This is a genomic window from Brevibacillus sp. HB1.4B (assembly GCF_013284285.1).
GTDB lineage: Bacteria > Bacillota > Bacilli > Brevibacillales > Brevibacillaceae > Brevibacillus > Brevibacillus porteri.
Genome location: NZ_JABSUT010000005.1, coordinates 178,792 through 198,523, shown reverse-complemented (window position 1 = coordinate 198,523; position 19,732 = coordinate 178,792). Strand labels below are relative to the sequence as shown.

Here is a 19,732-nt window from a genome sequence, read left to right as displayed (position 1 = left end):
TGAATAACCCTCCTCATGCGTATTATTCCCCAACAGCAGTATTTTGTCCACAAACCAATCAGTCTATCGACTATACGGGAAGTACACAGAGACATTTTCCCCACAAAAAGAGCAACACCAAGAGTTTACTCCCTTAGTGTTGCTCTCACAAGGCATAAAGATTTACGTATTTTCAAACGTTTTTACGACTGTCTGACACAAAATCGCCACACCTTTTTCCAATGCAGAGCGGTCAAAGTGCATCAGCGGATGATGCAGCCCTGGCACCAAATCACATCCAAGAGCCAGCATCGTCGCCTTGATATGAGGGCGCTCCACCGTATAGTAGTGGAAATCCTCCGCTCCCGGACTGACAGGAGCCGCTCGCAAATTCTCTTGACCGAGCACATCTACGATCGCCTGCTCCATAAATGCCTTCGCTTGATCATCGACCTCCGCCGCCACCATGCGAGAACCGGACTCTACCTCTATGCGTGCCTGAAAAGACTCCTCGACTCCGTTAATCATTTGACGAACGCGATTCTCGAGGGTCTCCATCGCCTCATTCGTCTGCGCTCGCAGATCGAGAGCAAAACGCGCCTTGTCCGGAATAATGTTGTAGCTCTCTCCCCCGGCTTGCAGCATGGTCATTTTAACGGTAGCAGGCACCATCGGATTGATATGTATATGCCCGAGTCCAGAAATAATGGCTCCCGCTACTTCTATCGCATTGATCCCGAGATGCGGTCTCGCTCCGTGCGCAGCCACTCCTGTGATTTCCCCGTAGAGAAACATGGCTGCTCCATTGTAGATTGCGGGTCCCGCCGTTCCATTTGCCATCTCCTGAATCGGTCTTAAGTGAACACCGTACAAATAATCGATGTCATCGGCGACACCCTTCTCCACCAGCTTCAATGCTCCCGTTCCTTTTTCTTCTGCTGGTTGGAACAAAATTTTTAACGTTCCCGGCGGTTGATATCCAGCGGCAACCAATGCTTCTACCGTTTCCACGATCAATGTCATATGGGCGTCATGACCGCAGGAATGATTCGCGCGCCATTCACCGCCCACTTCTTGCCAGAGAGCATCGATATCTGTGCGCAAGCCAACAACTGGCTTCCCTTCGCCCCATTCAGCTACTAATCCTGTACAATCGTCAAAAGTCGTAACACGCAGTCCCAAGGCACGCATGCGCTCCGCCAAATAACGAGTCGTTTCTACTTCCTTCCAGCTTATCTCCGGATTCTCATGTAGATGACGGAATGTTTCGGCAATAGCATCTTTACGTGCGGCAACCGTCTGTTGCAACGACATAACAGTAGACATTAAAGCGCCTCCTCCAAAACCGTTTCTTCCTATTATATCACACTGCCCTAATAGACAGTTCACCGACAGGTCAGTCGCAAAATGGCATCGAGCTTCAATTGGTCGCGCAATGGCCCTGCTATTTGCACCTTTTCTTTGGCGAGCGCATAGACGAGCTCATCGCCGCCAAACAGCATGTGCATTTGTTTCTCCGCTCCCCGGATGATCAGATCGGCAGACTGTTCTTCTGTCCACACATCCCAGGATGCAACGCCTTTTACTATCGTCAATTGCCACTGTGAAGGTGAATCATCGACCACAATTCCGATCCTGCGCTCCCATCCTGCTGTTATGAATCGCAAGTGTGCTTTTCCTTGCAGTCTCTCGCCCAGTTCAAAAAGCAGTCTGCCCATTCCGATCATCTGCACGCCACCCCTCTCTTCCCAATTGGGTTCGTGGCCTGTCAGGTCGAATCCTTTGGCGAGGAATGAGAGTCACTGTCGGCTGTTGTCAGGGTAGCTATCTTTTTCTCGACATTTTAGAAAGACCTTTAAAGAGGGCTTTTGAGTCAACATCGTGGAGGAGAAGAAAAAGCACAGTTCTCTTCGACTCTGACACGCCCGCAAAGGGATTCACTGACTGTCTCCACTTAATAAAGGGGACCGTCGAGCCAAAGCCACCCTACGGGCGGGAGTTTCTCAAGGAAGAAGTGTTCGACAAGCGTGGTCCCTTTTTTTAAGTTCCGACTGGGGAGGCTTTGTCAAGGTCTACGAGCCCTGTGCTTTTTCTTCTCACCAGCTTTGTTTGTTCATCGGTACCTTCTAAAACTAAAAAAACATCCGCAACCGCTTTTTTCGCACCACAGTAGTGAGATGGCAAATAAAAAAAGCATCTGCTTTACGCAGATGCTTCCTGAAACACTACTCATCAAACTCGTCTTTATCGAGTCGCACCTCAAGGTGGTGACCATCGGGTGTCTCAAAATACAAATTATAGCTAGTAGGCTGTGTAATTGGGCCACGATAGCAAATATTCTCTGCCTCCAGCTTATCGACCAGATAGTCCAGCTCAGCTCGGCTTTGCACAGAGAAGGCGAGATGATCGACCTGCCCTACGCCGCCTTTCCCAGCTTCCCCGCCATGAGGATGAAGACCGATCCGTGTGTATGTGCCAATTTGAAAGTAGACAGGTGCTCCTTCCGTCATATTCTCTTCCGGGATAGGGACTTCCAAAATGTCCTTAAAAAAACGAGCTACCTTCACAACATCACTACAATTCAATGCGATGTGGTGAACGGCTTTCAAATGAAACATTCACACTGCCTCCCACGTCAACTCAGGTCATGCGCTCTTGTGCGACATTAGCTTTTCTTTTATTGTACTGCTTCAATCGCTCGCTTAACCGTCTTAAACGAATCATCAATGCTTCCCGCCAATCGTCATCCTGTAACTCCTTGGCGACTCCGAGCAGATCAAGTGAAATATCGATCTGCTGCTTTAATACTTCGGCGAAGCTGGCCGCTTCATCCGTCATGGTACAATTCTCAAACAACTCGGATGTATTGTCAACACTCACAAAGTCAGCAAAATCCACTTCTGGAGCCTGATCTCCCTGAGCATATTCTACTAAAATTTCGTATTCTCCCTCAATACCGGGATGAACCTCAATTCTGTCACATACAGGACAAAACATGATGGGGACATTGTGTACAAGCGTTTTATAATGACGGACTGAGCCTACGGAACCTACCATTCCAGCACCACAACAAAAACTCATATAGTCTCCCTCCCTATTCGCCAAATGAAACGTCCATGTCCGTTTCTTGGTCGAAACTTCTGTCTGTATCCGCATTGTAGCTTATATACCCATTAACACTCCACCCGCAAATGATACCAATGAAGGAAATCGCATAAAGATTTGGTTTATCTATTTTACTCGATTTACTTTGATTTTTGCAACATTTTCTGACTAGTGTGAATATTTTCCCTCATTTGCCTAAATCCATCATACAAGATAGTCTTAATCTATCCGATAATAAGGAATAATAATCGTTTTAGCAAAAATTCAAAAGGAGAGCGGTTTCATGTTTCGTTTCAAAAGTCTTCGTGCTCGGACTCTGACTATTACCCTTCCTGTCATTATCTTGACACTTTTGCTCGTTGTGGGTATCGGTTTCTGGTTCTCTGTCGACCAACTGAACCAGGAAATTGAGGACAAAATGAATTATCAACTAGATATGGTCGGCAGCAATGTAGAAAAGCAACTGGAAGCCCACAGCAAGGTAACCCTGAGTATGGCTCGCTTTATTGAAATGGCTCCTATTACAAATTCGCTGGAGCAGTTAAATTCCCTGCTGTCCAAAACCGTTCTCATTAATGACACGACGGTTGGAATGGGAATTTTCATGGAACCTTACGCATTTGACCCGAACAAAAAACTCGTTGCTACATACGGGGCAAAGACTGACGGCAAGGTTAACATTACAGATGAATACAGCAGCGACTCCTATAACTATCCAAATCAAGACTGGTACAAGGTCGGCATCACGACCACAAAGAAAAGCGATTATTCAGAGCCGTACTTTGACGAAATTTCCAAGGTGTCAATGGTGACGGTAGTCGCTCCTTTTTACACCCCGGATAAAAAGCTTCTGGGTGTGGCCACAGACGATATTACCCTCACTGACGTGGAAAAGCTCGTCTCCAGTACAAAAGTAGGCGAAACAGGCTGGGCCTTTTTGGTGGATCAAAAAGGGAGATACCTCGCTCATCCTCAATCAGACAAGCTGATGAATCATTCCGTTCAATCTGACGAGAATGCTTCCTTGGCAGCAATAGGTCCTTCTCTTCTAGAAGAGAAGTCAGGCATGAAGACGTTTAACGATGAAAACGGCATCAATCGTGTTTATTTTCAAGAGCTCGGAGATACAAACTGGACAATCGCTCTCGTTATGCCAGAAAAAGAAATTGCAGATCCTCTCTATGACTTGTTCTTCGAGCTTTGTACGGTGAGCCTAATCGGTCTGTTGATCATGATTGCTGTCATTTATTCCTTCAGCAAATACCTGACCAAACAAATCGAGCGAGCCAACCAGCTGTCGCAAGCCCTCTCCAACGGCGATTTTACTGCTTCCATGGATATTCAGACAGTTGATGAGATAGGGGTTATGGCAAATCGCTTTAACTCCATGACGGCAACCTTGCGCGAAACGCTGGGTCAAGTCAGCTTCAACGCTCAACAGGTTGCTGCTACGTCTGAGCAATTGATGGCAAGTGCGGAACAGACGAGCAAAGCAACAGAGCAGATCGCTCAATCCGTTCAAGAAATTGCCTACGGTACTGAGCAGCAAGTGGATGCCACTGTTCAAGGCTATGAAGTCATCAACGAGATTGCCGTACACATTGAAGCGATGGAAAAAGGAATTGAGGATGTAAATCTCTCTACACAAGAAGCGAACCGCCAAGCCACAGATGGCAATCAGATGGCAGCTAAAACGGTCGAGCACATGGATGTGATCCATAGCCAGATGGCCAAGACCTCTACCATCGTCAATACGCTAGGCCAGCGCTCCCAAGAGATTGGAGAAATGATCTCACTCATCACGACGATCGCCAATCAAACCAACCTGCTCGCTCTGAACGCCGCTATCGAAGCAGCTCGCGCCGGAGAACAAGGACGAGGCTTTGCAGTTGTAGCCGACGAGGTGCGCAAGTTGGCCGAGCAGTCCAGCTCTGCCGCTGAGCAAGTCAGTCACATCGTCACCGTGATTCAGCAGGACACAGGCTCAGCGATCGCGGCAATGAATCATGGCGCTTCTATTTTGGGAGAAGGCATGACACTCGTTCGCTCAACAGGAAATGCATTTGAGCAAATTACTGGCTCCACGTCAGGGCTGCTCGACCGTATGAATGAAGTGACAACAGAAATGAGCAAGATCAGTCAGCAAATGCAAACGATTGTATCCGCTATAACGCATATTACACAAATCGCAGAACAATCAGCTGGCAACTCTCAAACAGTTGCAGCAGCAGCGGAAGAACAAACCGCTTCCATGGAGGAAATCTCTTCGGCTGCAACGATGCTAGCGAAAATGGCAGAAGAGCTTAATGATGCAATACGAACATTCAAGCTGGAGTAGTCCATCCCTATATAAAGAAAAGCCGGAGCATAAAAGCCCCGGCTTTTTTGTTTCCTATTCTTTTACCATCGCTTCGTATTTGTCTGCATCCATCAGCTTGTCCAGCCCAGCTGCATCAGACAATTCGACGACGATCATCCATGCTTGCTCGTATGGCGAGGAGTTAACCAGTTCAGGTGCATCTTCCAGTTCGCCATTTACTTCTACTACTTTACCAGTTACAGGAGCGTACAGTTCAGAAACGGTTTTTACCGATTCCACGCTGCCAAACGGCTCATCCTGTTGGATTGTCGTGCCTACCTCAGGCAATTCGACAAACACGATGTCACCCAGCTCTGATTGAGCAAAAGAAGTGATTCCGATGTACGCCTTGTTTCCTTCTACTCGCACCCACTCATGCTCTTCACTGTAACGTAGATTTTTCGGGAATTCCATCGTTTACATATCCTCCTATCGGGTACAATCCATTACACATACATAATTAGACGAACATTCTAGGATTCCTCTTCGATCCCCAAAATTCTGAACAAGCGTTTTTTTACCAGTTGGAGACCCTTCTCTCCTGCCTGAAAATGACGTAACTGAAGAGCCTCGTCAAACAAATAAAAAGCGGGGACGTATTCATTCTGGAATGCATCGGCTGTCTCTCTATCATTATCGATTGCAATAGGGTGTGTCAAATGTTGTTCTGCAATCGCCTTCTTGATCATCTCGATGTCTGTATCTTTTTCCGATTGAGGCATATGAATTCCAATGACTTTCAAACCGTTAGCAGCGTATTGATCTCGCCATTCGTTTATGCTTGGCATCGATTCCTTGCACATGTAACAACTGACGGACCAGAGATGCACCAAGACAGGACTTCCAACCAAATCAGCTTTGGTTACTTGCCCGTTGATCCACTCTGTAATCCCAGGAAAGTCAGGCATTTCTTCGTGCAAACGCATGAAAGCTCATCCCCTCTTTTTGGACTTCAACCGCTACACACTTGTTTTCATGTGAAGAATCCCGGATTGATCGATGGCAGCTACAGCCTCTAACAGGATCTCGGGAGGTTGAACGAGAGCAATTCGTACATACCCTTCTCCTTCTTCGCCGAAGGCACTTCCCGGAACGACGACGACTCCGGCTTTCTCCAGTAAAGCGAAGGCAAACTCTCGTGACGTCCAGCCGTTCGGTACAGCTGCCCAGACGAACATGGTCGCCTTGGGAGATGGAATGCTCCATCCTGCCTGTGCCAATGCCCCCAGCAGCACATCACGCCGTTCTTGGTAAACGGGTGCGACTGTGTTTTTCTCACCCGATTCCCGATCCCTTCGCAAAGCCTCAATGGCCATTTGCTGTACAGGCAAAAAGACGCCGTAATCGATATTGGATTTGACAATCGCAAGCGGCTTGATGATGTCTGCATTCCCTACAACGTAAGCGATCCGGCAACCTGCCATGTTGAAACTCTTGGAAAACGAATTAAATTCAATTCCCACTTCCTTCGCTCCTGGCACTTGCAAAAAGCTCGGTGCTTGGTCGCCGTCAAACACCATTTCCGAATAGGCCAAATCATGAACGACGATAATGTCAAAACGCTTGGCAAAAGCCACGACCTCTTCAAAAAAGGCAAGGGTAGCGACCGCGGAAACCGGATTATTCGGATAGTTCAGAATCATGAACGTTGCACGAGCCGCTATCTCCTCTGGGATGTCTGTCAGCTTTGGCAAAAATTCATTTTCTGCCCGCAGAGGCATCCGGTAAGGTACCGCTCCCGCCAAATGAACACTGCCTTCGTAGATTGGATACCCAGGATCAGGTACGAGGACGATATCTCCAGGATCGGTCCATGCCAAGGCAAAGTGAGCCAAACCATCCTGTGACCCCATCAAGGAATGAACCTCCCCATCAGGCGCCAGCTCCACCCCAAAACGATATTGATACCAGCGGGCGACCTCTTCTCGGAAGGCCGCCGTTCCATCGCTCAATGGATAGCGGAAAGCAGTTGGTTGCTGGATGGCATGGATTAACGTTTGCAGTAGCTTCTCGTCAGGCTGCTGATCAGGACTGCCGATGCTCAAGTCGTATACCGTTCTTGTTTTGGCAACTTCCCTTTTGCGAGCCTCCATCTCTGAAAAAATGTCGGCGGAAAGATGGTTCAGTCTGTTGGAAGGTTGGCGCATCATGCCTTCCCTCCCCAAGCCTTCTCCAGCTCTTCTTCTTTGAAACCAAGGGTTACCGTACGATCGCTTGCGATAAGAGGCCGTTTGATCAGCTTGCCATTGGAAGCCAACAGCTCAAGCATTTCATCCTCTGACATCGTAGGAAGCTTGTCCTTCAAGCCGAGCTCGCGGTAATGAACACCACTCACATTGAAAAACTTGCGCAAATCGAGACCGCTTGTCTGCCAAATTTGACGCAGCTCCTCTTTAGACGGCGGTGCATCAACAATCGGAATTTCTTCGAAGTCAATATGTTGATCCGTGAGCCATTTTTTCGCTTTGCGGCATGTATCACATTTGTTGTATAGGTAGGCTTTCGTCGTCATATTCATTTCCTCGCTTTTTCGTTTCTGTCATTTATTTATTGTATAAGAATTGGTAAACGTGTAGCAAACAAAAACGACAGCCGTCCCTCTCTTCTGGCTGTCGTCATACGTTTCCTTCTCATGTGGTATCTGTTATTCGGTGCGCTCGGCCTTAGCATAATCCTTATCATTCGTCTGGTCAGGATTTACCTGCCACATTTGCGAAAGCGGCGAGAAGGGCACCCCTAGTTGCTTGGCATTCTGGTCTTCCACAGCCTCAGCCAGTGTCCCGGTTAAAGGCATGGTGTACTCAATGTGCTCATCCATCTGCCCATCCTCCTTCACATTTCCTAGTGTGAGGAGTTTGCACGTCATTATGCAGACGGTTTTGCTTTGATCTCGACTTGGTAGCCAGCGTGCTTTCTCGTCTGGAATACACCATTGTCAAAAATCAAATACTGTGCTTTCACACCGATCAATCGCCCGCCGAGCTGTTCTTCTTTATCGAGTGTCTTGGAATTAATTTTATCTAGTGACTCCAAGATTGGATAGGCAATATCTACCCATTCGTCCTCGCGATATTGGAATGCTTTAAACTGTTCAGGAAAATGACCGTACACTTCGTCACGCATGGCGAGCAAGTCAATTTCCTTCACATCTCCCTTGAGCATTTTGCGCCAGTTGGTCTTGTCCGGCAAAAACTGACTCAAATGGAATTCAAGCTCCCCAGCCATCCGACGAGTGGGAAGCTCCGCAATCGGAATCGCGCGAATCGCACCTTGATCCACCCAGCGTCTCAATTCATTATGCTTGCGAGTCAATCCTACCTTTATATCACTCGATACTGCCAGATAGACAAAATGAGGAATCATGCAATATCTCTCGCCGAAGCTCTCGTCGCGGCAAGTCCCCAAGTCAAAATGACATTCATGCGGCTTGACGATGCACAAGTCATTTTCCGGCAGTTTGGTAAAACAGGGATAGCAATACCCGCTGTTAAACGTCTTGTTTGTTTTGCGGCCACAGGCAATGCAATTTTTTTCGCCCAAAAACGAAATCGTCAATTCACTGCCCAGCCATTCATTAAGCGGAAGGCGATCTTCACCGATATTCAAATAGTAGTCTACCGGCTTGTCCCCTCCATGGTACTCGTGTGTTAGTCCTTGCAAAATACCGCGGAGTTCCACCAAACTCTCTCCTCTCCTATGTACGGTTCTTCCATTTTAACATAACCGCCACCTACTCTGACCGCTGTTTTCTTTTGGTAGCATGTTTTCCCTGGCAGGAGGTGAACCTAATCACATCCCAGAAGAAGGAGGCGATTGTTCATGCGCAAATGCATACGGTACGCCTTGCTTTTCGCCTGCCTTCTTGGCTACGGCACCCTACCTACCTTTGCCCAGCAAACACTACCTTCGTATGAGCCGATCCACAGAATCGACACAGAGAAAAAGGTCGTCGCTCTCACTTTTGATGATGGGCCGGATGCTATCTACACGCCCAAAATTCTTGAGGTGCTGCACCAGTACAATGTTCGCGCTACGTTTTTTGTCCTTGGCTCACAAGTGGACAAGCATCCAAAGGTCATGCAGTGGATTTACAAGGCCGGGCATGAAATCGGCAACCACGGCTACCACCATTTTGACCTGAACAAGCTGACCGAGCATGAAGTGTACGAAGACATCAAGCATGCAGAGCGCTCCATTTTGAAGACGACCGGCATTTTGGCGCAATACTACCGTCCACCCTACGGCATCCTGACACATGACGTCATGAATGCGGTTCAATCCAGTGGCTACGACATCATTCACTGGTCCATTGATCCTCGTGATTGGTCTTTGGCACGCACGGCTAATGTCATTGCCAAAAGCGTCAAAAGCAATGTCTCCTCCGGGGATATCATCCTGTTTCATGATGGGGGTCTGAACCAACGGCAAACAGTCGCTGCGCTTCGGGAGCTCATCACGGATTTGCGTTCGCAGGGCTATCGGTTTGTCACGGTCAGTCAATTGTTGGATGCAGCAAAATAATACGGCACCAGTGCCTCGTTTTTCATGAAATGAAACGAAGCAACTGGTGCCCTTCTTTTTTACGCCAATACCTTGCCCAAGAACGAGCGTAAGCGATCGTTCTTGCTGTTGCCAAAAACCTCGCTGGGATGACCTTCTGCCATGATGATACCCTGATCCATAAAAATGATGCGGTCGCCCACTTCCTTGGCAAAATTCATTTCGTGTGTAACGACTACCATTGTCATGCCTTCTTTGGCTAAATTTTTGATGACGGCAAGCACCTCTCCTACCAGCTCCGGGTCTAGGGCGGATGTCGGCTCATCAAACAGCATAACCTTTGGATTCATGGCGAGCGCCCTTGCGATTGCGACTCGTTGCATCTGCCCACCAGACAGCCGCTCGGGATACACATCGGCCTTATCCTGGAGCCCCACCTTCTGCAAGAGAACCAAGCCTTGCTTGCGGGCATCTTCCTGGGACATTTTCTTCACTTTTACAGGGGCCAGCATGACGTTTTCCAGCACCGTTTTATGCGGAAAGAGATTAAAGCGCTGAAAGACCATCCCGACCTCTTCTCTGACTTTATTAATATCGGTCTTGGGGTCTGACAAATCATGTCCGTTGATGACAATCCTTCCGCCGCTCATTTCCTCCAGCTGATTCAAGCAACGTAAAAACGTGCTCTTGCCCGAGCCAGACGGACCAATGACACAGACTACTTCCTTTTCTGCTACCTGAGTCGTAATGCCTTTCAACACTTTCAGATCGCCGTAGTTCTTCGTCAAATCCGACACCTGTATAATCATTTGTCTGTCCCCCTATTGCGATAAAACAAGCTTGTAGTTCTTGTGATTTCATTTTACCGCAATAGTCTAAAAATTGCATGAATTTACTATCAGCCTACCTCATTCCCATTTTTTCCAGTGCTAGTCCTATGCGTAACTCTGCCCTCGACGGCTCATGCTAAGTGTGAGGTGGTTTTCATGCATCGAAAAAAATGGGTCGCACTCGTAATCGTACTGGTCGTTTTTCTATTAGGGCTTTTGGTGGAGGGTATTTACGGGACTTATACAGATCTCGTCGACCATCCTGGGTTCGCTTGGGAAGAAAATGTGGTATCGGGCTATGGCAACAGCAAAATTGTGCAGCTATTTGTAAACGGCGTTATTTCGGGGCAGCAAAATAACGCTGGGCTGCCTTCGATGACGGAGCTATTGACTGAACAGCTACGCCGAATTGAAGAGGATGAGATGGTGAAAGCCGTGGTCCTTCGCATTGATAGTCCAGGGGGAGAGGTCGTCGCTACCGATGAACTACACAGACGCTTGCTGCGGCTCAAGCAGGTTCGCAATCTTCCTATTGTCGTCAGCATGGGTTCCACAGCAGCCTCAGGCGGCTATTACTTGGCCACAACAGGCGATGCGATTTTTGCCAATCCCAACACACTAACCGGCAGTCTCGGCGTCATTTTCAATCTGTTTAACTATAGTGAAGCTGCGAACAAGCTAGGTGTACATCAATACGCGATCAAAAGCGGACGCTTCAAGGACATCGGCAGTCCAGCCCGGCCACTGACGGACCCAGAACGGCACATTTTCCAAACACTCGTCAACGAAAGCTACAACAATTTCGTCGACGTCATCGTCAAGGGCCGCAACCTCTCGCGTCAGCGCGTGCTGGAAATCGCTGACGGCCGTGTCTATTCGGGTGAACAAGCAAAACGCCTGGGGCTCATCGATGAATTCGGCGATTTGGAGGAAGCGACACGCTATGCCCTCTCTTTGTCTGGAGAAAAAGAAGCCATGGTCATACGCTATGCGGACCAACTCTCCATCAGCAAGCTGTTATTCAGTATGAAGCAATACTGGTCGAATCCTGATCCGCTTGGTCTCAATCGAATATGGGACCGCCAAAGTTCACCTCGCCTGCTGTATCAGTTCATGCCTTAGCCTGTTAAAACAAAAAAGGAGTGGCTTCTTATGAACCAGCTTCCCGACGAAGAAAAAGCACATGATCCTGATTCCCTTGATCCATATTCAGAAGCCCAACCACAACATTTGTATGCTGGCTTCTGGATTCGTGTGGTGGCGTCGCTCCTTGATTCGATGTTCTTGATCGGCATTAGCTACCTCATTTTCAATCCATTACGACGTTTTTTTGCCGTTCCATACGCCTCTTTTCATTTCATCGATTTGGTAGAGGCGTTGTTTGATCTCCTCTATATGATCTTGCTGACCTGGTGGACCGGACAAACCTTGGGAAAGCTGATCACAGGCATCCGTGTCATCAGTGCCAGACAGGCGCGAGGCAATCTGTCTGGCGGACAGGTATTTTTACGAGAAGTCATCGGCAAATTCCTCGCTTCACTCGTATTCGGATTGGGCTATCTATGGGTTGCATGGCACCCACGTAAGCAAGGCTGGCATGATCTGATCGCCAAAACGTATGTCATCCGGGATCGTAGACCATAACCTCCGCTCTATAGCGGGGGTTTTATTTTTGCATCCTTGGTCCCTATTTTTGTAGGAGCTTCCTGCCGATACCATTACCAACAAGGCAGATCCTATCCAACCGAGGAGGAAGATACATGCGAAAACAGAAAGTAACCAGCATCCTCGCCCTGAGCCTTTCGCTGGCTCTGCTCGGCCACGTTGCCCCTGTCCTTCCTGTTTCAGCTGCATCTGCTGCCCCTCAAGCAGCAGCCGTTAAAACGAATGTCGTCTATAACCTTCAGCTAGGAATGAGCACCGCACAGGTAGAACAAGCATTAGGCAAGCCTGCCCGCATTGATCCAAGTCATACGGGCGTGGAATGGTGGATTTACAATCAAGATTTGAACAACTATATTCAAGTCGGCATGCAAAACGGCAAAGTCGTGACGTTGTTTACCAATGGAGCCAAGCTGAATCTGAATGGCATCACGATTGGCTCTACTACAAAAGACCTACAAAACAGCTGGGGTGCACCGCAAAATACGCTGACGATCAACCCGAGTCTGCGTATCCAAAAAAATACCCTTACTCATCCGACCTATCTCCAAAACAATCAGGCGATCACTTTCTCTATTGATCAGCTGGGTGGAAATAAGGTCGCAGGGGTGCGCATCTCTACTCCTGAGCATTTTGCCACTATTGCGATTGGCTTGATGTATCCCATTTCCTATACGAAATTACCTGAACTGCCGAAACTGACAGACGCACAGATGAAGCAGGCAGCGCTCGCATACGAGAAACAAAATTTGGACTTGCTCAACGTGGCAAGGCAACGTGCCAAGCTGCCCGTTATCACGTGGGATGAACAAGTTGCAGCAGTTGCAAGAGCACACAGCCAAGACATGGCCCAGAATAACTTTTTCAACCATACCTCCCCATCTACGGGAAGTCCGTTTGATCGTTTGAAGCAAGCCAGCATTCGTTACAGCGCAGCTGGTGAAAACATTGCCTACGGACAGCTAGACGGGATCGAAGCCCACATGAGCTGGATGAACTCCGCAGGGCATCGTCAAAACTTGCTCTCTCCAAATTTCAAGCAGCTCGGTGTCGGTATCGTTATGAAAGATGCCCGCCCATATTTCACCCAAAATTTTGTCACCCGCTAACACTACAGCAAAAAGACACGCCTTCGTAAGTGGCGTGTCTTTTTTTCATGAACACAAGGGCAAAGCTATGGCTGCGAAGTTGCATTTGTAGTGGCAGGTGCAGGTGCAGACGGTGTCGGAGCCTGGCCGTCATCTGAGAAAAACGGAATGATTACCAGACTGAGCACGAAAAATAAGATCCAGGCAATGCCTCTTCTGAAAATGCATGGTGTCAGCATCGGGTAACCCCTTCCAATCATGCTGTTCTACTTACTATTCATACGCTTCCCACCTTGATGCCCGTTTATGCTTTTTTGGGCAAAAAAATAAAAGCCTCGCCAAAAGCTTGGCGAAGCTTATCCATCCTTGTTTTTACCCTTGTTTTTACCCCTGTTTTTGCAAGGGCATCGAATACGTCTGTTCTTGGGTTGCCTTTTGTTTGAAAAACAGGCAAGCTGCCGCGAAAACAATGAGTAGCGATCCCATCAGCCAAAAGATCGTCCACGGCTCCCACACGTCCATCAGCAGGCCATTCACATTCGGAGCCAAAATACTGGCGACACCAAAATTGACGCCCGCGATAATTCCTGCGGTAGGAACCATCGATGCTGGTAAAATATCTGCCGAAAAAGCCAAGCCTAACGAGTAAAAGGAACCGACAGCCGCTCCAGCTATAGCCAACAACAGCATCATCAGCCATACGTTTTCACCTGCAAACGGGAACAGGAAGAAGGCCAATCCCCCTACAAGCGCACACGCGAGCATGACCTGCTTGCGACCTATACGGTCACTCAATGCTCCCAGCGGCATCTGCAAAATAATACTTCCCACGACAAACGACGGAAGGATCAAGGAAACCCATTCAACAGACAAGCCAGTACGCAAAGCATAAACGGGAAAACTGCCGTTGAGTGACGTCTCCATGAATCCGAACAAAAACGAAGGAATCAGCGCCAGCCAAGCAAGTCGCAAAACAAATGCGTATTTGTTTTGCTTCTTTTCCGTTTGTTCGATCTGTGCAGGGAACTCATTTTTGATCCGGGATAATAATAAGAAGGCAATCAGATACAGAACGAGCAAGCCTCCAAAAGGTACCCAAATCCCCAAATGGAGCACGCTTAAGCCTAATGGACCAATGCTAAAGCCCACGCCATATGCCAGCCCGTAAATGGAAAGATCGCGTCCTCGATTCTCGGGAGCTGCGATCTTGGTCACCCACATTTGGCTGGCGTAATGTAAACCACTATCGCCCACTCCCATCAGTAAACGTAATACGAACCAGATCGCCAAATGGCTGAACATCGGGATGAGCGCTGTTGCGATCGTCACCAACAGCAACCCCCATAATATTGTGGATCGGTATCCAATGCGCCGCAGTGGGATTTCCAAAAATGGATTGACCATGACCATTCCAATATACAAGGCGGCGGCGTTGAGTCCATTCATCACGGATGAAACACCTTGTTTTTCCAATAAAACCGTCAGCATCGGGATCGTCAAGCCTTGGCTTAACCCCGCAATGCCGACAACCAAAATCAACACCCAAAAGGTGTAACGTGACTGTGACATGGTGTTGTTTCTCCTTCCTAGCTCCCTACTAAGCACTCTCTACGGAAGCACTCCCCTGTTGAAGCTGATACATTTTTTGATAAAGACCATTTTTCACCATGAGTTCATCATGTGTACCTCGCTCCATGATTTCTCCACGGGACAAAACAAGAATCTGGTCGGCGTGCTGAATCGTCGACAATCGATGAGCAATAATGAATGTCGTCCTACCTTTTGATAGTACATGCAACGCTTCCTGAATGGCTAGCTCTGTTTCACTGTCAATGCTTGCCGTTGCTTCATCCAAGATCAGCATCGCGGGATTAGCAGCCAGTGCCCGAGCAAAAGAGATCAGTTGGCGTTGGCCTGCGGATAACGTCATGCCTCGCTCGACGACTGGTTCGTCATAACTGCCCGGCAGCTTGGAAATGAATTCGTCAGCACGTACCGCTTTTGCCGCCCGCTTCACTTCTTCATCCGTAATCGTATCGTTGTACATGCGAATATTGAATCCAATGCTTCCCGTAAACAAGAACGGGTCCTGCAAAACCAGTCCGACATGACTGCGCAGCGAGTGCGTATCAATCTGTCTCATATCTTGCCCGTCGATCAAAATGCTCCCTTTCGTCACCGGATAGAACCCAAGCAGCAAATTCATCAAAGAGCTTTTTCCCGATCCGGTGTGCCCTACCAGTGCAATCGTCTGACCAGGCTGCGCCGTAAAGGAGACGTTTTTCAAGACGTAATCGTCACCCTGATAAGCAAAAGATACGTTATCAAAAACAACCTCTCCACGCGGGCGCTCGATTTGTGCACCAGCTTCTCTCTTCTCCGTAGTCTCATCCATAATTTCGAAGACGCGCCCCGCCGAAATGGTCGCCTGCTGCATTTGTGACAACCGATTCATGATCATGTTGATCGGCTCGAAAAAACGCCCCATGTAATCAACAAAAGCAAAAAGCGCACCAAAGGAAATTGCGCTGTGGAAGGAACTCGAGCCGTAATACCAAACGATCAGGGTCAAGGAAATTTTCCAGATCAGATCTACCGCTGGGCGCAAAAGCAAGGATTCGAGATTGATTTCTTTCATCCGCACCTTGAAGTAGTCTTCATTTACATCAGCAAACTCCTTTTGTACACCTTTCTCCCGACGAAAAGCCTGCACGATCGTCATGTTCTGGATCATTTCATTGATCGTTGTATTCATATCACCAAGCTTCGCGCGAATCACCGCATAGTAGCGAGAGCTGTACTTTTGATACACGTAGACCAACAGTACGAGCACTGGCACCGTCAAAAAGCAGAAGAGAGCGAGCTCAGGCTGCAAGATGTAGAGCGCGATCAAGATTCCGATCAAATAAAGACCATTCTGCACAAACGTCGCGAGTACACTCACATACAGCTCACGAATGGCTTCTGTATCATTGCTCACACGGGAGACAAGCGCACCGACTGGCGTTTTGTCAAAAAAGGCAACCGGGAGCTTTTGCAAATGGATAAACAGCTTCATCCGCATTTGCTGAATGATGCGCTGCGCGATCTTTTGCAGCCACAAAATCTGGACGTAGTTGAAACCAGCTGAGAGCAAGATCAGTGCTCCATAGCCTGCGGAAAGCCAGACAATGGGCAGGACATCCCCTTGATACATCGCCTTGACTTCCTCTGCGGTCAGCCGAATGCCTGTGGAGGTCATCTTTTGACCTGATTGATCCTTCGTTGTTACCTCGAAGCGTTCCCTGCCGTTTTCGGGCGTAATTGGGGTGAATTGCTTCTCCGTGTTTGGATTCACCTTGCCGGAAACCAAGTAATAGGTCGTGCCTTCTGTCAGCACGGTTCCTTCTTTTTGACGGATACTATCCAAAGCAATACCCGTCTTTGCTGCGACATCTTCACGAATATAGTTCGTACCGTTCAGTGAGGCGACCTGCCCCGCTGCTTGTGGTGGCACTTCGTCCAGTTGATACCAAGGCTTTTGGATCGCTAGGATGTGATTATCGATTATGACCTTGGCTAAAAAAGGACCCGCCAACTCTGCACTCGTTCCCAGCAAGAGCAGGAACAGCGCGCCCAGTATTTGCTTTTGAAATGGCCTGGCGTACTCGGTCAAACGCCCCCATACATTTTCTTTGCTCATGAAACGCTTTCCCCCTCTCTCAACCAGTCACATCCTGTTCCATTTGCTGACGACGGTACTGTTCTGCATACCAGCCGTTGCGCTGCATCAGCTCGTCATGTGTCCCCCGCTCAACGATCCGCCCCTCATCCAGCACGAGAATCAGTTGTGCATGCTGTACGGCAGACAGACGATGAGCGGTAATAATCGTCGTTTTATCTGCGCGTTCCTGTCTCAGATGACGCAGGATACTCTCCTCAGTCCGCGCATCCACAGCCGATAAAGAATCGTCGAGAATCAAGATACCCGCATCCATCAAAAGAGCGCGCGCAATGGAAATGCGCTGTTTTTGCCCACCGGAGAGGGTGACCCCCTTCTCTCCAACCATGGTTTGCAATCCATCTCTGAATTGCGCCAGATCTCTCTTCATCTCCGCAAGCTCCAACGCATGCATCACGTCATCGGTCGTCACTTGTGGTTTCCCAAATGTAACATTTTCTGCAATCGTCCGTGAGAACAGCAAATGCTCCTGAGGCACATAGCCGATTTTTTCTCGCAGCGTATCGAAAGCAAGTCCCTCAATCGGGATGCCCCCGATAAACAGAGCTTGTTCCTTCATCTGATATTGATGCAATAAAGCACGGCATAGCGTCGACTTGCCGCTTCCTGTCCGTCCGACAATCCCAAGCGTTTCTCCTTCACCCAAACGAAACGAGATGTCGGTGAGTGCCTGCTTGTCAGTCCCCGGATACGTAAAGGAAAAATGGCGTGCTTCTACGGTATTGGCGATTTGGCTCGTGACCGGATTCGCTGCCTCCGTCACATCTGGCTGCTCCACCATTAGCTCTGTAAAACGCTTGTGGGAAGCACCACCGCGCTGCAACACATTGACTAGCCAACCAAAGGCGAACATCGGCCAAATTAAAAGTCCCAAGTATAAATTGAACGCAACCAAATCCCCTAAGGAGATGACGCTGGTGAACACCAAATACGTCCCATAGCCCAGCCCGATCAAAAAGCTGAAGCCAATAATAATCGCGATTGTCGGCTCGAACAGGGCGTCGATCCGCGAAACGCTCACATTTCGCTCCAACGTTTTTTCACTGACCCGGCGATATGCCTCGATATCGGCCTTTTCTTGAACAAATGCTCTCAACACCCGAACGCCCGATACGGATTGTTGGACATGATCATTCATCTCTCCGAAGGCTTCCTGCGCTAAGTAAAAGCGCTCATGCAGCAACCTTCCATAGTACGCTGTTGACCAAGCCAAAAACGGCATCGGGATCAGTGCAGCAAGCGTCAGCTTCCAATCAATCGCGGTCACCATGACGCCCAGCGTTAACAAGGTCATGAACAACGCATCGACAAGCGTAAGCACTCCTGTACTAGCTGTTTGTTCAATGGCAGGAATGTCGTTGGTAGCGACGGCCATCAGATCCCCACTGCGTTTGCGATGAAAAAACGACGGGGTCATTCTCGTCAAATGGGCAAACAGTCGCTCGCGCAACGTCCTCTCCAGTATCAGGGCTCCCCCATTTAACAAGAACCGCCAGAGAAACCGCAATCCATACAAGCTAACACCCAAAACGAGCAAGATGACCACTGTTTGCGTCAAGTCAGCGTTTGTCAGGGAACTGTTGCGAATCGAATCCACCGTGTCCCCGATTAATTTCGGTGGCCAAAGCATGAGGACATCAATAATAAACAACACAGAGATTCCAATGACGTACCGTTTCCAATAGGCACGGAAAAACCAAGATAATTGCCGAAGTGTCTGCATGTAAATCACCTCTATTTATTCAAACCTAACAGCACGACTAAAAAAGGGCTTGCGAATCACACGCAGCCCTCTTGATCTGTCTTCACCATCGTAATTGACAGAATTTTCATTGTCAATCGAAGCATACAGTTCAATCCACTATTTTTTATCGGTTTTCCAGTCCAGCCATTCCTCTTTTAGCAGGCTGTAAGTGGCATGATCCACGTAATGATCGTAAAGGAATTCATTCCGGCGGAGTATCCCTTCCAGTTGAAACCCTAATCGTTCTGGAATTGATCTGCTCTTATCGTTTTCCGTAGCAGCCTGAATCGTTACTTTTTCCAAATCCCATGACCCGAAGATCAATACGTCCAAGTAGGTCGCCACTGCTTCTGTCATCAGGCCTTTGCCTTGAAATTGTGAACCCAGCCAGTAGCCAATAGACGTCTTTTTGTTGATCCAATCCACCGTATGTACGCCGACTGTACCAGCCAGACGTCCTTGGTACCAAATGCCGTAGTTGATGCCGCGATTATCGTTGTACTGATGGATCGTCGCTTTGATGAATTGGCGAGAATCCTCTACCTTCTTCGTATAATTCAGCCACGGCAGCCATTCCATAAGATTCTCCCGGTTCGAATCCGTAAGCAAAAATAACTCCTCAGCATCTGCTAATTCTAATTGTTTCAAGTATGTATCTTCATTGATTGCTATCCGTTGAATCGTTTGCATACGAATCTCCCCTTTTCTTGGATATTTTACTGGAAAACACCAAAATGAGCAAAA

The 19,732-nt window shown here is 48.4% G+C and carries 21 protein-coding genes; 5 read left to right on the top strand and 16 right to left on the bottom strand.

What is annotated here, in order from left to right:
• Positions 1-162: 162 nt before the first annotated feature.
• From HP398_RS14290 to HP398_RS14275, 4 genes are all read right to left on the bottom strand, one after another.
• On the bottom strand, positions 163-1,305 hold the full coding sequence (locus HP398_RS14290; protein ID WP_017251438.1) for a M20 peptidase aminoacylase family protein: 1,143 nt from the start codon (positions 1,303-1,305) through the stop codon (positions 163-165).
• Positions 1,306-1,364: 59 nt separating this feature from the next.
• Complete coding sequence (locus tag HP398_RS14285; protein WP_017251439.1) at positions 1,365-1,706, bottom strand: SCP2 sterol-binding domain-containing protein; 342 nt, start codon at positions 1,704-1,706, stop codon at positions 1,365-1,367.
• Positions 1,707-2,204: 498 nt separating this feature from the next.
• Positions 2,205-2,597 carry a VOC family protein gene (locus HP398_RS14280; protein WP_007726371.1) on the bottom strand — a complete coding sequence of 131 codons (393 nt, stop codon included), beginning with the start codon at positions 2,595-2,597 and terminating at the stop codon, positions 2,205-2,207.
• A 22-nt stretch (positions 2,598-2,619) separates the two neighbouring features.
• Positions 2,620-3,060, bottom strand: a complete 441-nt coding sequence (locus HP398_RS14275; RefSeq protein WP_017251440.1) for a hypothetical protein — start codon at positions 3,058-3,060, stop codon at positions 2,620-2,622.
• Between the two features lie 307 nt (positions 3,061-3,367).
• Here HP398_RS14275 and HP398_RS14270 point away from each other — a divergent pair, with 307 nt between their 5' ends.
• Entirely contained in the window at positions 3,368-5,422 is a 2,055-nt protein-coding gene (locus HP398_RS14270) for a methyl-accepting chemotaxis protein (RefSeq protein WP_173622913.1), read from the top strand.
• Positions 5,423-5,476: 54 nt separating this feature from the next.
• On the opposite strand, the gene gcvH is transcribed toward HP398_RS14270, so the two are convergent.
• The 6 genes from gcvH to HP398_RS14240 all read right to left on the bottom strand — a co-directional run bounded on the left by gcvH (position 5,477) and on the right by HP398_RS14240 (position 9,121).
• Entirely contained in the window at positions 5,477-5,857 is a 381-nt protein-coding gene (gcvH, locus tag HP398_RS14265; RefSeq protein WP_017251442.1) for a glycine cleavage system protein GcvH, read from the bottom strand.
• A gap of 59 nt (positions 5,858-5,916) precedes the next feature.
• On the bottom strand, positions 5,917-6,369 hold the full coding sequence (locus HP398_RS14260; protein WP_173622912.1) for a redoxin domain-containing protein: 453 nt from the start codon (positions 6,367-6,369) through the stop codon (positions 5,917-5,919).
• 33 nt (positions 6,370-6,402) lie between these two features.
• On the bottom strand, positions 6,403-7,593 hold the full coding sequence (locus tag HP398_RS14255; protein ID WP_173622911.1) for an aminotransferase class I/II-fold pyridoxal phosphate-dependent enzyme: 1,191 nt from the start codon (positions 7,591-7,593) through the stop codon (positions 6,403-6,405).
• Positions 7,590-7,955, bottom strand: coding sequence for an arsenate reductase family protein (locus tag HP398_RS14250; RefSeq protein WP_305852149.1), 366 nt, complete (start codon positions 7,953-7,955; stop codon positions 7,590-7,592). Before HP398_RS14250 ends, HP398_RS14255 begins: the two co-directional genes overlap by 4 nt.
• 132 nt (positions 7,956-8,087) lie before the next feature.
• A complete protein-coding gene (locus HP398_RS14245; RefSeq protein ID WP_173622822.1) occupies positions 8,088-8,309 on the bottom strand; it encodes a hypothetical protein in 222 nt (73 codons plus the stop codon).
• Positions 8,309-9,121 (bottom strand): DUF2797 domain-containing protein, encoded by an 813-nt coding sequence (locus HP398_RS14240; protein WP_017251447.1) that lies wholly within the window; start codon positions 9,119-9,121, stop codon positions 8,309-8,311. Before HP398_RS14240 ends, HP398_RS14245 begins: the two co-directional genes overlap by 1 nt.
• 141 nt (positions 9,122-9,262) lie before the next feature.
• Here HP398_RS14240 and HP398_RS14235 point away from each other — a divergent pair, with 141 nt between their 5' ends.
• Positions 9,263-9,964: a polysaccharide deacetylase family protein gene (locus HP398_RS14235; protein WP_017251448.1), complete on the top strand. Its 702-nt coding sequence runs from the start codon at positions 9,263-9,265 to the stop codon at positions 9,962-9,964.
• Between the two features lie 59 nt (positions 9,965-10,023).
• Here HP398_RS14235 and HP398_RS14230 read toward each other — a convergent pair whose 3' ends face one another.
• Entirely contained in the window at positions 10,024-10,752 is a 729-nt protein-coding gene (locus tag HP398_RS14230; protein ID WP_217368685.1) for an amino acid ABC transporter ATP-binding protein, read from the bottom strand.
• 177 nt (positions 10,753-10,929) lie between these two features.
• Between HP398_RS14230 and sppA the strand changes: the two genes are divergently transcribed.
• The 3 genes from sppA to HP398_RS14215 all read left to right on the top strand — a co-directional run bounded on the left by sppA (position 10,930) and on the right by HP398_RS14215 (position 13,544).
• Positions 10,930-11,895: a signal peptide peptidase SppA gene (sppA, locus tag HP398_RS14225; protein ID WP_017251450.1), complete on the top strand. Its 966-nt coding sequence runs from the start codon at positions 10,930-10,932 to the stop codon at positions 11,893-11,895.
• Positions 11,896-11,925: 30 nt separating this feature from the next.
• Positions 11,926-12,417, top strand: a complete 492-nt coding sequence (locus HP398_RS14220) for an RDD family protein (protein ID WP_173622909.1) — start codon at positions 11,926-11,928, stop codon at positions 12,415-12,417.
• A gap of 116 nt (positions 12,418-12,533) precedes the next feature.
• Positions 12,534-13,544: a CAP domain-containing protein gene (locus HP398_RS14215; RefSeq protein ID WP_173622908.1), complete on the top strand. Its 1,011-nt coding sequence runs from the start codon at positions 12,534-12,536 to the stop codon at positions 13,542-13,544.
• A 65-nt stretch (positions 13,545-13,609) separates the two neighbouring features.
• Here HP398_RS14215 and HP398_RS14210 read toward each other — a convergent pair whose 3' ends face one another.
• From HP398_RS14210 to HP398_RS14190, 5 genes are all read right to left on the bottom strand, one after another.
• Positions 13,610-13,762: a hypothetical protein gene (locus tag HP398_RS14210; protein ID WP_017251452.1), complete on the bottom strand. Its 153-nt coding sequence runs from the start codon at positions 13,760-13,762 to the stop codon at positions 13,610-13,612.
• A gap of 145 nt (positions 13,763-13,907) precedes the next feature.
• Complete coding sequence (locus tag HP398_RS14205; RefSeq protein ID WP_017251453.1) at positions 13,908-15,092, bottom strand: MFS transporter; 1,185 nt, start codon at positions 15,090-15,092, stop codon at positions 13,908-13,910.
• A gap of 28 nt (positions 15,093-15,120) precedes the next feature.
• Positions 15,121-17,205 (bottom strand): ABC transporter ATP-binding protein, encoded by a 2,085-nt coding sequence (locus HP398_RS14200; RefSeq protein WP_173622907.1) that lies wholly within the window; start codon positions 17,203-17,205, stop codon positions 15,121-15,123.
• A 19-nt stretch (positions 17,206-17,224) separates the two neighbouring features.
• Positions 17,225-18,967: an ABC transporter ATP-binding protein gene (locus tag HP398_RS14195; RefSeq protein ID WP_173622906.1), complete on the bottom strand. Its 1,743-nt coding sequence runs from the start codon at positions 18,965-18,967 to the stop codon at positions 17,225-17,227.
• 138 nt (positions 18,968-19,105) lie between these two features.
• Positions 19,106-19,678 carry a GNAT family N-acetyltransferase gene (locus tag HP398_RS14190; protein WP_173622905.1) on the bottom strand — a complete coding sequence of 191 codons (573 nt, stop codon included), beginning with the start codon at positions 19,676-19,678 and terminating at the stop codon, positions 19,106-19,108.
• Between the last annotated feature and the right edge of the window lie 54 nt (positions 19,679-19,732).